This window comes from Coleofasciculus sp. G1-WW12-02 (genome assembly GCF_040219735.1).
GTDB lineage: Bacteria > Cyanobacteriota > Cyanobacteriia > Cyanobacteriales > Coleofasciculaceae > Coleofasciculus.
The window spans coordinates 44822-59023 of the sequence record NZ_JAVJRX010000178.1 but is presented as its reverse complement, the minus strand read 5'-3'; the positions used below and the strand labels follow the sequence as shown (position 1 = coordinate 59023).

General features: G+C 45.0%; 12 protein-coding genes, 1 tRNA gene and 1 pseudogene. 6 read left to right on the top strand and 8 right to left on the bottom strand.

Annotated features, from left to right (window positions below):
* Positions 1-20: 20 nt before the first annotated feature.
* Together RID09_RS27875 and RID09_RS27870 are read left to right on the top strand one after the other, a co-directional pair.
* Positions 21-800: a BMC domain-containing protein gene (locus RID09_RS27875; protein ID WP_446339165.1), complete on the top strand. Its 780-nt coding sequence runs from the start codon at positions 21-23 to the stop codon at positions 798-800.
* A 260-nt stretch (positions 801-1060) separates the two neighbouring features.
* Positions 1061-2074, top strand: a complete 1014-nt coding sequence (locus tag RID09_RS27870; RefSeq protein ID WP_446339184.1) for a LysR substrate-binding domain-containing protein — start codon at positions 1061-1063, stop codon at positions 2072-2074.
* Here RID09_RS27870 and RID09_RS27865 read toward each other — a convergent pair.
* Together RID09_RS27865 and RID09_RS27860 are read right to left on the bottom strand one after the other, a co-directional pair.
* Positions 2016-3131 carry an ABC transporter permease gene (locus RID09_RS27865; protein ID WP_446339164.1) on the bottom strand — a complete coding sequence of 372 codons (1116 nt, stop codon included), beginning with the start codon at positions 3129-3131 and terminating at the stop codon, positions 2016-2018. The genes RID09_RS27870 and RID09_RS27865 overlap by 59 nt on opposite strands.
* Before the next feature lie 10 nt (positions 3132-3141).
* Positions 3142-4017, bottom strand: coding sequence for an Npun_R2479 family HD domain-containing metalloprotein (locus RID09_RS27860; protein WP_446339163.1), 876 nt, complete (start codon positions 4015-4017; stop codon positions 3142-3144).
* 582 nt (positions 4018-4599) lie between these two features.
* Here RID09_RS27860 and RID09_RS27855 point away from each other — a divergent pair.
* Both RID09_RS27855 and RID09_RS27850 read left to right on the top strand, forming a co-directional pair.
* Positions 4600-4986 carry a hypothetical protein gene (locus RID09_RS27855; RefSeq protein ID WP_446339162.1) on the top strand — a complete coding sequence of 129 codons (387 nt, stop codon included), beginning with the start codon at positions 4600-4602 and terminating at the stop codon, positions 4984-4986.
* A 246-nt stretch (positions 4987-5232) separates the two neighbouring features.
* Positions 5233-5304, top strand: a tRNA-Gly gene (locus RID09_RS27850).
* 87 nt (positions 5305-5391) lie between these two features.
* On the opposite strand, the gene RID09_RS27845 is transcribed toward RID09_RS27850, so the two are convergent.
* The 3 genes from RID09_RS27845 to galE form a co-directional block, all read right to left on the bottom strand.
* Positions 5392-5916: a hypothetical protein gene (locus RID09_RS27845; protein WP_446339161.1), complete on the bottom strand. Its 525-nt coding sequence runs from the start codon at positions 5914-5916 to the stop codon at positions 5392-5394.
* Positions 5917-5954: 38 nt separating this feature from the next.
* Positions 5955-6248 carry a hypothetical protein gene (locus tag RID09_RS27840; RefSeq protein WP_446339183.1) on the bottom strand — a complete coding sequence of 98 codons (294 nt, stop codon included), beginning with the start codon at positions 6246-6248 and terminating at the stop codon, positions 5955-5957.
* Positions 6249-6498: 250 nt separating this feature from the next.
* Positions 6499-7497 (bottom strand): UDP-glucose 4-epimerase GalE, encoded by a 999-nt coding sequence (gene galE / locus RID09_RS27835; protein WP_446339160.1) that lies wholly within the window; start codon positions 7495-7497, stop codon positions 6499-6501.
* Positions 7498-7964: 467 nt separating this feature from the next.
* Here galE and RID09_RS27830 point away from each other — a divergent pair, with 467 nt between their 5' ends.
* Entirely contained in the window at positions 7965-8942 is a 978-nt protein-coding gene (locus tag RID09_RS27830; protein ID WP_446339159.1) for a YdcF family protein, read from the top strand.
* A gap of 444 nt (positions 8943-9386) precedes the next feature.
* Positions 9387-9875: a hypothetical protein gene (locus RID09_RS27825; RefSeq protein ID WP_446339158.1), complete on the top strand. Its 489-nt coding sequence runs from the start codon at positions 9387-9389 to the stop codon at positions 9873-9875.
* 157 nt (positions 9876-10032) lie between these two features.
* Here the strand turns inward: RID09_RS27825 and RID09_RS27820 are convergent, their stop codons facing one another.
* The 3 genes and pseudogenes from RID09_RS27820 to RID09_RS27810 all read right to left on the bottom strand — a co-directional run bounded on the left by RID09_RS27820 (position 10033) and on the right by RID09_RS27810 (position 14044).
* Positions 10033-10758: a GerMN domain-containing protein gene (locus RID09_RS27820; RefSeq protein ID WP_446339157.1), complete on the bottom strand. Its 726-nt coding sequence runs from the start codon at positions 10756-10758 to the stop codon at positions 10033-10035.
* A gap of 114 nt (positions 10759-10872) precedes the next feature.
* Positions 10873-11028 (bottom strand): annotated as a pseudogene (locus RID09_RS27815) (element excision factor XisI family protein); the annotation flags it as partial.
* A gap of 217 nt (positions 11029-11245) precedes the next feature.
* Positions 11246-14044: a UPF0182 family membrane protein gene (locus RID09_RS27810; protein WP_446339156.1), complete on the bottom strand. Its 2799-nt coding sequence runs from the start codon at positions 14042-14044 to the stop codon at positions 11246-11248.
* Positions 14045-14202 lie beyond the last annotated feature (158 nt).

Genomic DNA, 14202 nt, shown 5'->3' with positions numbered 1-14202 from the left:
ACGAAATGGAGAGCCGAGCTATGGAGTCATACAACCCTGGGATTGTCCCCCACGCCCCCTCTACTCAACGTAATCGCTTTCGTAACTCCTCTTTGGGTTTGGTGTCTACGCTCAGTTTCCCTGTGATTGTGAGTACGGCTGATGCGATGCTCAAGGCGTCTGGAGTGACGTTGGTAGGATTTGAGAAAATTGGCAGTGGTCATTGTACAGCAATTGTGCGCGGCGCTACAGCAGAAGTGCGGATTGCGGTGCAAGCTGGGGTTGAACATGCTAAACGAGAAGGTCGGTTACTGTCCTCTCTGGTGATTCCTCGACCATTTCCGAACTTAGAGGTTGTCTTACCCCTTGGCTCTCATTTGTTGGAAGAGGCGCAACAGCCGACGCGATCGCGCCATAGTTCCCAAGCTCTGGGACTTTTAGAAACCCGAGGCTTTCCCGCGATCGTTGGTGCAGCGGATGCTATGCTCAAATCAGCAAATGTAGAACTGACGGGATACGAAACCATTGGCGCGGGCTTATGTACTGTTATTATCCGGGGTCGGGTGGCGGAAGTCGCCATGGCGCTGCAAGTGGGGATGGCAGAAGCACAACGGATTGGGGAACTGGTTGCTGTTACCGTGATTACTCGACCCCTAGAGGATCTCGAACAAGCCCTACCCTTGGCAAGTTACTTCATTGAAGAGGAACAGACGCCCGAACCTCTAAGATTGCCTGTCGAGGTCAAAGAAACACAGAAAGAATTAGTCGAACTCCCTGATTTAAATAAATTGCCCGCGCCGACTAAAGAACTTGACTTGTGATGTTTGACCGATAAAAAAAGCGTTGCACCCAATGCCAACGATGACAGGATTAAGCTTCCTGTAGGGTACAGGCTAAAACCAAACCGCTTATTCCTGAACATACAACTGGGTTAGGGGGCAACGCGAGATGGAAGGAAGACTGTCACTTGTTTGGTGTTATTTGAAATCTTAACCCAGAGTTACCATAGGTAAAAATACATTGTTTTAATATAAATCATAGACTATAATCTATGCATTATTCGCCTAAGGAGGAGTTATCGTTGAAGCAAGCCACGCTGCATCAGCTCAAAGTATTTGAAGCCGTTGCTCGACATAATAGCTTTACTCGTGCTGCCGAAGAACTATTTCTCACCCAACCCACCGTGTCAATGCAGGTGAAACAGCTTACCCGAGCAGTTGGTGTTTCCTTATTTGACCAAGTAGGCAAACGTCTCTATCTTACCCAAGCCGGAGAGGAACTCGTCAAGACCTGCCGTGCCATATTTGAGAATTTAGAAAAATTTGAGATGACAGTCGCTGACCTGCAAGGGTTGAAACAGGGACGTTTGCGGGTTGCTGTGATCACAACAGCCAAATATTTTATTCCCCGGTTACTCGGTCCATTTTGTCGGCGTTATCCAGGAATCGATGTGTCGCTACAGGTGACCAATCACGAACACATCATTGGTCGTCTAAATGACAATGCTGATGACTTGTATGTCATGAGTCAACTACCAGACTATCTGGATATTACCTACGAAGCCATCATGGAAAATCCCCTGGTCGTGATTGCGCCTGCGGATCATCCCTTAGCCAATGAAACCAATATTCCCCTGGAGCGCTTGGGGGATGAACCCTTTATTATGAGAGAACCGGGGTCAGGAACGCGCAAGGCGGTGCAAGAACTCTTCGATGCCCGTGATATTACCCTAAAAGTGCAGCTTGACTTGGGCAGCAACGAAGCGATTAAACAAGCGATCGCGGGAGGGTTGGGTATTTCGGTTTTATCCCGTCACACCTTAGCATTAGAAGGCATCTGCAATGAACTGACGATTTTAGATGTCGAAGAATTCCCAATTGAACGATACTGGTATGCCGTTTACCCAAACGGCAAACAACTCTCCATTGTCGCTCGCACATTTCTCGACTATCTGCTCACGGAAGGCAAAGACTTTGCCCAAAAAACTGCCCCACGCCGAACCTCGGCACAAATACCATCTAATGGAAACCCTCCCCCTAGCGCTGCAGACTCCGAGGATCAAGGGCATCCCGTAGACCATCCCCCAGCAAGTTAAAGGCTAAAACCGTCAAAATAATCAGTACGGCGGGGGGCCAAATTAACCAGGGTTGTAGCACCAAAATCGAAGCATTGGTTGCCAAAGACAGCAAATTTCCCCAAGAGGGGTCAGGTTGCTGAATTCCCAGACCGATTAAACTTAGCACCGACTCCGCCACAATAAAACTAGGTACAGCCAGAGTCGCCGAGATAATCACATAAGTCGCTGTTTGGGGCAGAACATGACGCACAATAATGTATAGCGGCTTAGCCCCCATGGCTTGGGAGGCTTGGACAAATTCTCGTTCTTTAATCGACAAAACCTGTCCGCGAATCACCCGTGCTAATCCAGCCCAGCCAATAAACGACGTAATCAAAACAATTAATAAAAATCGTTGGGCGCTGGTTAGTCCTGGTGGTAACACGGAAGCCAGCGCCACGAGTAGGTATAGGGTGGGAATCGTCATCATAACTTCAACTAGGCGCATAAGAATGCCATCGAGCCACCCCCCGAAATAGCCAGAAATTCCACCAACGATTAAACCCAGAGGAAAAGAGATCGCAATTCCCACTAAACCGATACTGAGACTAATGCGCCCTCCATGCACCAAACGACTAAATTGATCGCGACCTTGCTCATCAGTACCTAATAGATTCAGTTTACCTTCACCAATCGTACCGAATAAGTGCAAATTCATCGGAATTCCGCCAAAGATCTCCACCTCTTCAAAGTTGGGGGGTAAGGGGAAACGAAGTTGGAGAAACTGGTAAGCCGAACCTTGAACAAATAAGCGGATGGGGGATGGATTTTGCCAATCCACAATGAGTTCTCGTTCCCCTGTCTCTAAATCCGTTGGTCCTTGGGTGGTTGGATAGACGTGTAGACCAATAAACCTGCCCTCAGGAGTGCGCCAATAGACTTGGGTTGGTGGCAACAGGGAACCATTCGGTTGGGAGACATAAGGGTCATAAGGGGCTACAAAATCAGCCGCAATCACGGCAATGTAGAAAATCAATAGCACGATCGCGCCAAACCGAGCTAGGGGGTTCTTTTTCAGTTTTTGCCACCAGTTCATAGGTTAGGGGTTAAGAGTGAAGCTGTTGTGCGAGTTGTCGATGTTCTTCTTCGTTCTTTTCGTGTTCCACCACAAACACGTTGGAGTAGAGGTTGGCGGTGATTTGCTTACCCTCTTGAGTTAGGGAAAGGTAACGCAGAGCTTCCTGAATAAAAGGAAACACTCCATTCCAGTAAAACCGAGAATAACCAGCGCGAAGGTCACCAGGATGCTCATATCCTAAGGCTTGATTGACACCTGTTTCTTCAAACTCGTAATATAGAGAACTAATTTTCTTGAGATAGCGGGGATCAGAAAGCTGACCAATTAAGTCAGAGGCACGAATCAAACCGGGATAGTTCAGGGTATCTCGATGATCCCCTTCTTTGGGAACCGGGAAACGAGTCAGTTCAATATTGAGCTTAATCAGTTCAGCGTCAATCAGTTTGTGACCGCCAAATCGCTCATCAATAAACAGTTTCGCCCGATCAACATGATGAGGCGTTAGGGATGCATCGGTAGCGCCAGGGGGCAGATGCACCATCTCACCATGTTTGCCCGTCGCGTACAGTCGTTCAGTTTCGCGATCCTGACGACAGACTCCTTTAACATAGCCAATGTCGTGGCAAACCAGAGAAATGATAAAGTGCAACCAATCTTCTGGAGTGACGCCACCTTCACGGATATGCTTGCCTCGGAGAATCTCCTGACCCACTAACGTGACGAGGATAGAATGCTCGACATTATGATAGAGGGCGTCGCTGTTGGCAATATTTTCCATTGCCATACTGCCTGCCCAAGCAATAATGTCCTCATAGTCAGTTTTCAGCCCTCCATAAGTCCGGTGGTAGCCTTCCCGGAGTCTTTGGACAAATGAGTTTATGAGAATTTCTGTTGCGTTAAACATCCTGGGTAATCCCTGCGGAGTGCAATGGTTTGAGGATTGATGGAACAGTTACAACTCTATACTTTACAGGATGCAACGAAATTAGGCTGATTGCCATCTAAAGATTCACAACCTCAGAGTGTTTTTGGTCATTTGCCATCGCCAAAACTTGATATTCCGTAGGGTGGGCATTGCCCACCAAGCTTCAGTCAGTACCATTCGGGTTCAGCTTTTGTGTCCAGAAGGCAGATATAAGACAAATTTATAGAAGGCGATGGTGAAAGCTTTCGTCCTGAGCTGGCGAAGGATCTATCCGAGGGATGAAACCGAGCAAGGCGTTTCAGCCGAGTAGGGATTTGGTATGCCAAGCCCCTACTTTAGTTGCCTAGTACTCTGAATATATCCTTTAGACGGTTAGACGGTCATAATCTGAGCTTTGTTAAAAGTCTGAAAGCCTAGGGTAAGCAAGGAATCCAGATCTTGTTGATGTGTGAGGTGTGCCTGTTCGATAAAAGAGGAGATAGCGATCTTGAACTGCGAAAATCCAGGCTAATATAATAAGATTATAGAGATAAATAACTTTTTTAAGAAAAAATATGTACTATGCAAAATCCATGGGATGTTTGGATAAATAATAGGAAGCCTATCGATATTTGTTATCAAATCAAAGACACTCTTGTCAAGACTAGCTGGCTATCTATCTTTGATAAAGATACTAGCTATGAGGACAATCTAAACCCTACTTCTGAAGATAATAATAAAATCACACCACTGATGACAACAAAATACATTGATTCTAGAGGTGGAAAATCAGAAGCTTTTAAAGCACCCCGAACATCAAGACAGTACCAAATAAAGTACCAAATAAAATTGCTAGAATATACTCTTGATTTTTATCAGCAATTGCAAGTTCAAATTGAAAATTATTTAAAATCACGAATAAAAAATAATAATGTAGTGATCGAGTTGGCTCTCCCGTACATAAGGTGATAAATTTTCCTTATGTGTGTGGCGATTGGCTTGATTTGAAGAAAACCTAGCTTAATAGCTTGATTCGTTGGGAGTCCTTGGTCAACCCTCTACAGGGAAGCTCTTGACGCACTTGGGATGAACGCGGGTATAAACATACACTGCTAAGTTTTGTCCGATTGTTCCAGTTTTAGGGACATTTTTTCTGGTTTTTAAAAGCAGTATCAATGATATAATATTCTGTAGGTTCTCGTTGAGAGCCAACTTGCGGGTGTAGTTCAGTGGTAGAACGTCAGCTTCCCAAGCTGGATGTCGTGGGTTCGAGTCCCATCACCCGCTTTGTCTAAAACCTAATCATATCAAGCTTTTCCGGCATTAAGTCGTGCCGCGCAGCAAAAAGAAACTATGGCAACGTGTTCATGAGTGTCAATGACCGGAGCAATAAGCATTAAGATTATCCGCTAATTGCTTGTTTGGAGTCATGGCTTGCAGAAAGTTCATCTCTGCCGCTTTCGCCGCTTGGTAGTCATCCTGCTCAAATGCCAGGGCATAATCACCCATCGCGTGACTCATATCGCGATACATGTTGACAAAACTGGCTTGATAGTCCTGTAACGTCTCATCGGTTACGTCTATCGCGTTCATTTCTTCAGAAGCCTTATTCATGACAGCCGCCGCTTGTCGCATTGCCTCTGCTTGCGGATTGTCCTCTTGAACACCACTGGTCACGACTTTGGCGTCACTAACCGCCTGATTCGCTACCTGAATCATTTGGTTACACTGAGAAACCTTGCTCTGACCACAGCTTACCGCTAATAGGCTAATCACAGCCGTGACAAAGAGCCTGAGGAAATTTCGCTGAGGACAATACATAAATGCTCTGGGTTTCCCTTGGGGATGTTGTCCATTTTTTCTCGACTGGCACGTCGATGTCATTTGAGAAACGCTCATAATTTAGGATTAAGCCGTCCAAAATTGTAACGCTACTTCTAGCTTACTGACTTCTGCTGAGCTTCGATGGCAGCAGCAAGGCGTTGGAGTGTTTCCGTGAGTTGTCCAAGTTCTGCGAGTGACTCATTTTGATTTTCGGCTAAGGTTTGCACCGCATCACTCAAAGCGAAGAGTTGGTAACCCTGTTGTTGAACTTGATGCCCTTGGTGTTGTACCTGCACAGCCAAAGCATCAACCCGCTTTCCTAGACGGTCAATAGTCTCAGTTGTGGCAAGCACCGCCTCACCAATTTGTCCAACAATGGATTCCAAGCGGCTGATTCGAGCTTCCAGGGAAAGAGTCCCTTTGTTGGTAGAGTTGAGGTTGTTTTTAGCCTTTCCAGTCTGGGTGTTTCTATTCACCGATAATTGTTTCACTGCTTCTGCTTCAAAAAACTGACGTGAACTCCGAGTTTCTTAGAAAATAGCAGATGAACTACCCAGCCCTACTTCATTGAGGGCTGTATTTGAGCATCCAGCCCTGTAGAACTGCGTTTTCGACGCTTCACTTGCGGACATCGGCGATTAGGTTGTCCATACTGTACTAATGATGACGCCGTTGATGCCACTGCCAAGCATCGCTGATAATTTTACTTAGCTCCGGGTATTTGGCAGACCAACCCAGAATTTTTCTCGCCTTGTCGCTACTACCGACCAAAATGGGTGCATCACCAGGGCGGCGATCGCACTCAATGATTTTAATCTCTTTTTGGGTGACTTGCCTTGCTGTTTCAATCACCTGTCGCACGGAGAAACCGTTGCCACTGCCTAAATTAAAGATTTCACTCTTACCGCCACCTAACAAATACTCTAGCCCCAAGATATGGGCATCTGCCAAGTCGCTGACGTGAATATAGTCCCGCAAGCAGGTTCCGTCTGGGGTGGAGTAGTCTGTTCCCCAAATAGCGATCGAGTCTCGTTTGCCTAATGCTGTCCACAGGACTAAGGGAATCAGATGGGTTTCTGGATAATGGTCTTCACCCAGTAGTCCTTCAGGATTCGCCCCAGCCGCGTTGAAGAAGCGAAACACAATTGAACGTAAATTATAAGCGCGATCAAAGTCGGCTAACATGCGCTCCATCATCCACTTACTCGTCGCATAGGGATTGATCGGATTTTGAGGATGGTCTTCCGTCATTGGTACGTGCTGAGGCATCCCGTAGACAGCACAGGTGGATGGAAACACTAAGGTTTTCACATCAGCGGCGACCATGGCTTCTAAGAGGGTCAGAGTGCCACTGACGTTATTGCGGTAGTACTTGGCGGGGTAGGTAACCGACTCACCCACGGCAATATAGGCGGCAAAGTGGAGTACAGCAGCAATGTTGTGGGTGGCGAAGATTTGGTCTAACAGGGTGCGATCGCCCACATCCCCGATCACCAATTTTGCTTTCAGGATCTCTTCTACGAATTCTCGATGTCCACAAACCAGGTTATCCAGTACAACGACGTTATAACCTGCCCGTTGTAGGGCTAAGACTGTGTGAGAGCCGATGTAGCCAGCTCCGCCAGTTACTAGAATTTCGGGTTGGACTTGCGACACACTCAAACTGCCCCTGTTTCTTTTTATAGACTAACTTTACAAATATTTTTCCTCTTTGTCTTTGCCTGAGAAGTAATTTTGCTCAAAACTGCCTCGAAATTGGGGAGTGGTGATTAGTGAGGAGGGGATTGGGGAATAGGGGAATTCTCCTCCTGCTCTTAGAACTCCTCGCTCCCAGAGTTCTCTTACCTTATACCCCTCTTGTGGACAAAAGCACACAATTGCGTTCTACGCAGGGGTTGCTCAAACCCAAAGTAGGTAGTTGACAGGTTTGCATAAGTTTGACTGTCCGAAATGGAACTATAATGCCCGTGTTAGGGTAGTTTGAACCGTGGTTCTCCCTAGGTGATACGTTACACAAAACTTGATCCCAATCCCCCCTAACTTGTTAATGGTTATTTTGGGGAGTCAGACGAACCCGTCACAATTCCTCGCTCACCATCAAAACGTTACACCATCAAAACACAATGTTTTTACTACTGACTCGAGTCCTACTTTGGCTGCTGATTGCAGTTATTCTTTACAACCTGTTTAAGAAGGTAATCCCCAAGGAGTATTTTACCTTGCTTGGGGGTTTATTTCTGTTTGGCTTCATTGTTGTGGCGTTTTTCTCTCCCAACAATGATGTGGTATCAACGATTTGGGAGGTTCTCTCGTTTCCCTTAAAGCCTGTTGGTGCGACCATTGTGCTGTTGAGTTTTGCCCTGCGCCAAGGGCTGGAGAAGTCAAAGAACCAGGTTTTGGCAGCCTTACTAATCTTACTTATAGCCAGCACGCCTTTTTTCTCTAACCTGTTGGCGGCGACTACAGAACAAGCAGTGGTTACGCCTGAAGCTGCAGGTGCTCAAACCGCCTCAGCGATTGTGGTACTCGGACAAGGAACCACCCAACCTGATGAACCACCTCGAACCCAAATTCAACTTACCGATACGGGCGATCGCATTCTATATGCGGCTCAACTGTATCGACAATCGGGGAATAACCCTTTAGTCGTGGTTAGTGCTGGTCCTCGACCTAACCTGGTAGGAACTCAAGAGCAAATTGTCGAAGCCAATGATATCCGCGCCTTACTGGTTCAGTTTGGGGTTCCTCAAACTCGGATTGTGGTTGAACCGACAGGGACTAATCTCCGCACCAGCGCCGAAGAGGTTGAGGATATTTTACGCGATCGCGGAATAGCGGACAATCGCGTTTTTCTGGTTACTTCAGCCTATAACAGCCGTCGCGCTCAACAGGTGTTTAGAAGTGTCGGTTTAACCAATGTCATTGCTAAACCGACTGGCTTCTTTACTGTTCAACCGGGTTCAAGATCCACAGTTGACCAGTGGATTGCATCCTTTATCCCCTCTGTAGAATCACTGGCTATCACGACGCAAATTGTGGAGGAATTTTACACTTCGGTTTACTATTATTTGCGCGGTTGGCAAACTCCCACCATTATTTAACCCTTTCAAGAATCGGAAAAATCCGTGAGGAGGGGAAGTGCTGCGTTTTTCCGAAAGTAGGGGTGGGTTTCTATCATTTCTTCCCTCATCCAGATGCGGAGAAACCTGCCCCAATCTAGAGTTTTAGCTGGCGTTATCCCAGGTAGCTGTCAAAAGAAGTAATAAGTCATAACCTGAAATATTTGGCAGTTTAGGTTATCTGTTTAATCGAAAATGTGACAGTTTCTATTGATGGGTGCATACTGATTCCATTACTGAACGGATGTTCTAGTGCCAGAATTAACTCCCCTTCCCCATTTCCCCTATCATTCGATACTTTATGGATAATTCGATAATTTGGCGGATAAGCTGAAACATTATATAACCTAAGGTCGATGACAAGTCAACTCAGTGACCCAGACACTGGAGGTTAAATGTTGAATGCCCAACTATTTCTCATCGATTATGGAAACGCTCAAAGAACACAGAGACCTTTTAGAGGTTGCTGAATTTTTTTTTGATGATGGCAAATTAATACAGGCAATTAGTTATGCTACAGCTTCTCTTGACTTGACGATCAGCTTTGCCAAAGGAATTATTTTAGAACTGCAACCCAATGAGGCTTCCAGCCTTGAAGAATTTGACGGATTTATTGTTCAGGATGAATTTGGTAAACAAAAAGTTAATGTTCAAGTTTCTCAAGAATTGCAAAAAATGCAGGAAATCTTGCTATGTTATGCTATACAAATAGATTATGAGAATTATTTGAGATATAGAAACTGGGTGGGTTATGCACTTATAACTGGAGCAAATACCCCTGAGGAAAAAGTACAACTTTCCTTGGACATTAATAATATAGAACAGGATCAGGCGAGAGCAGCTTTAGATTACTGCCAGCAGCTTGTTAAAAAAATTGAAAACAAAATTGATAAATTTCAAATGGGTTTTATTTAAGGTTTTTAGTATATAAATGAACAGAATACGGCAATTAAAATCGCCCTGTTTCCTTTCCGCTTTAGATCCCCCTTCCGTCCCCCTTTTAGATCCCCCTCCCGTCCCCCAATAGATCCCCCTCCCGTCCCCCTTAAAAAGGGGGAAGCCAGCGGATGGGTTAGGCGTTCACATCAAAGTTAATCGCGTCTCCATTACGACTAATGGTATTAATCCCGACTTCCCAAGGTTGGGGATTGACCCTACCTAATTCACCCCCAGACGAGGCTTTAGTCCCAGGAACGGGTCGCCATACGATACCTTCAATGGAATTTAAGCAGGCATTTTTACCACTCATATCTTTAAAGCAGTCGCCGTTCTTGTTGAAAATAACCACTTGATCAACACTATTAAACTGTTTTAGTGTGTTGGTTACCGCTTTTTGGATTCCCGCATCTTCGCCAATTCCAGCCGTAGGGACTGTCCGACAAAATTGGAGTTGGGCAATTCCATTGGAGATATTAATAGTAAAATTTTTCCCACAGGTGGATTCGCCTCGGAAGTCAACTATATTAGTAAATCCTTGCTCTTTTTCGGCGGATGTTGGTCCTTGAATAATTTGCTCAATTGCAAATTCGGCAACATCGACGCGGGATGTGGCTCGGTTAACAGGTTCAACGTAGCCTATCGTTTGATTGTTGGCGGAAGGCTTCGGTAAAAAGACTTGAATTTGCCTGAGATCATCTGCATTTTGGCTAATTTGCGATTGTGAGGTGGCTGGAGAGTTCTCTGGAGGGGTTATTGAGGTACTCTGGGCTTCCTTAGTCGCTGCGGTGGTGAAGGATAGCGCCAAGACAGCACTCATCAATAGGGATTGGTGTTTCAAATTGATTTTACTCCGATTCATAAAGTCAGTCGCTCCTTAGTCGCCTACTGTTTTATGATCAAAGTCAATTCAATTTTATTCATCTTGCTAAAGTAATACTATTGTTCTGATAATGTTTTTAAAGTCCTGGTTCCGTCAAGTAACCGCATAGCCAGTCATTGGACGTACTTCAGGAGGTTTAAACCCCAATACAATATGATCTTTCGGAATTCCCGCATTTTCCAAATCTAGTGCAATTCCATCTTCCGTTCCATCTCGTTGAATCCACACTTTATTACCAATAATATCAATCGTTAACTTTAATTGTGTTCACCTCCTCTCAGTATGCCGCAAGCTTGATGGCAGCAGCTATACTTCTCTGACTTTTCACGGGAAGTCTAGAAACCTGAGTCGGGGCGGGTTTAGTCACATCTGGATACAACCGAAAAGATAGTAGTGAAACCCGCCCCTACACACATTGCCCCAAATACCGTGAAAAGTCTGATACTTCTGCTTTTTTTCACTAGGATTAATTTGGCTCGCCTGCTGATTTTCTCAGATCAGGTGCTGATTTTGGGGTTTGGTTCAATTGCTGCAAGATGCTTTCTAGTTCTTGTTGATATTGACCATATTTTTCCCAATTGCCTTGACGCATGGCTTCCTGTGCTTTTTGATAAGTTTCTAAAGCAGATTGGGCGAGTTTAGAAACCCCTTCTTTTGGTGGAGCAGATGGTGGAGCAGAAGTAGGTTGTTGCACCTCGGCTTGAGTTCCACCAAAGATAGTAGCTAAGGCTTGCTCTAAGGTTTCCTCCATGACCACTTCTTTAGCATAAGCAACAATCACGCGCTTCAATTCCGGAAGTTCCCCTTGTTCGGCTCGCAGATAAATGGGTTCGACGTAAAGTAATGATTGATCAATGGGAATCACTAATAAATCGCCGCGAATTACCCGCGAACCTTCCTGACTCCATAGGGTTAATTCTTGGGAAATTTGCGGATTTTGGTCAATGCGAGCTTCAATTTGTGAAGGACCATAGACAAGTTCTTGTTTAGGGAATTCATACAAAAGCAATTTGCCGTAATTTTCCCCATCAGAACGCGCTGCCATCCAAGCAATCATGTTATCTTTATTGACGGGTGTAAAGGGCAGAATTAGAATAAATTCTTCCCTCGACTCTTCGGGTAAGCGCATAATTACATAGTAAGGCTCCATGATCCGCTCATTCCCTTCATAGATTTCTGTCGGAAAACGCCACAAATCCTCCCGGTTGTAAAAGACTTGGGGATTATTCATGTGGTAAGACAGATACATCTGCGCCTGAATGGTGAACAGATCCAGGGGATAGCGAAAATGAGCTTTTACATCGGCTGGAATAGCCTCCTTGGCGGTAAACAATGTGGGGAATATTTTGCGGTATGTTGTCAGTACAGGGTCATCCTCATCAATGATAAAAAACTGCATTGTGCCATTAAACGCATCAACGACTACCTTAACGGAGTTGCGAATATAATTGATATCGCCTTGGGACATTTGGGCGATATTCCCGCCTTGGAATATGGCGTTTGCATTATGACTTTGGGAAACGGGTTCAGAATAAGGATAGCGATCGCTAACGGTATAGGCATCGATGATCCAGTGTAATCTACCATTAATTAGGGTAATGTAGGGGTCATTATCAAACCGCAAAAAAGGTGCAACTTGGTTCACCCGTTCCTTAATCTGGCGGTGGTAATGAATGCGGGAGGTGTTGATAAAGTAATTGGAAATTAAAATTTTGAGATCGCCCAAATCATAAGCATACGCCAATCGCTGCCAAAAAGAAGGGATTGGTACACCACCTTTCCCGTCGTAGGTGGTGAAGGCATTTTCATCGCCACGGGGATAATCAAATTCTTGGGTATTTGTACCTGTAAAGATATAGTTATCGGTTTCTTCGCCGTAGTAAATGGCGGATTCATTCACTTGGAGATCGATTTGGGAAATCGGTGGAATATCTTGGATAAACAGTTCAGGTAAGCCATCCTCTGTGACGACATTGACTGGACTCATTACCAAACCATAGCCATGGGTATATTTTAGCCTTTGGTTGACCCAAGTCTGAGCGCGATCGGGAACTTGAGAATACAATAGTTCCCGTGGTGAGAGCATGACTTGTCTATAGTTATCGTCAATGGTATAACGATCAACATCGACATCATTGAATCGATAGTAAAGACGAATTTCTTGCAGTTGGCGATAGGTACTTAGTAAAGGTCGATAGTCCCACAAGCGAATGTTACGAATCGTAGATTGGTTCTCTTGTAACGCTTGGCGACTTAATTGTTCTTCCGCTGGATAGTCTTGTGTTGGTACTTCGTCTAAAGCGTAAGCCTTGCGAGTATAGGCGATATTATGTTCAATGTAGGGTTTTTCTTTTTCTAACTCATTGGGTTCGACAATAAATCGTTGTTGAAACCAGGGAAAAAGACCACTGAAAACGAGCCAAGCAATGAGATAAATCCCGATTCCGTAGGTGGGTAAGGTAATATTGTTTTGCCAAATTGCCAGGATAAACGACAAGCCTAGCATTAGTGATACAATGCTCATAATCCAGAATGCCAGACGCTGAGCATGATCATCGGTATACCCAGCACCATAGACGACACCATCGGTTGTGTAGAGTAGTTCATAGCGTTCTAGCCAGAAGCCGATCGCGACAACTAGGGCAATCCCTGCTAACAGTAGACTAAGATGGGTTTTTACGTCTTTGGTTATGAAATGTTGCCAGTAACGATCTAACCTTATTTTACCTTTTAAAACATAAACAGCAACGGATAATCCAAACCCCCAGAACAAAAGATTCAAAAACCAATCTTTTAGTCCTTCATAGAAAGGAAACTGAAACAGGTAAAAACCAATATTTTGTTGATAAATGGGGTCAGTCAGATTAAAATCTGTGGCATTCAGGTATTTTAATATTGTCTCCCAAGCTGATGCACTAGCTGTGGCGGCGGCTAAACTGACAAGGAACGTTACAAGCAGGGCGGCGGAATTGGCTATAGTATCGGTATAGGGAGCTAAATCACTACCCTCTAGGAAACGAAACGCGCGATCGCGAGTTAGACGCTGCGCCATCCAATAGTTAAACCACAAGAATAGTCCGTAAATAATAAATGTCCCCACCCAAGCCATAATTTTCCAGGTGATCCGCGTCCAGAATACATCGGAAAAGTTAACGGAATCAAACCACCAGGCTTCTGTAAGAATGTGAGCCAGGGTGTGAGAGAAGGGTAAGCCGATGATGACGACTAATAGAAAGCCTATGATAATTTTATTGGCTGATTTCATATTTTTTTAATTAACTCACCGGAATCCGTAAGCCATAATCCAACCCTAACACGAATGTTACGGACTAACCTAAGTTCGTAGTTGCGCTTCAGCGCTGATGGCACGAAGTGTGCCAACTACGAACTCTAATGCCAGTGCCATTCTTCTTCAGCATGAGA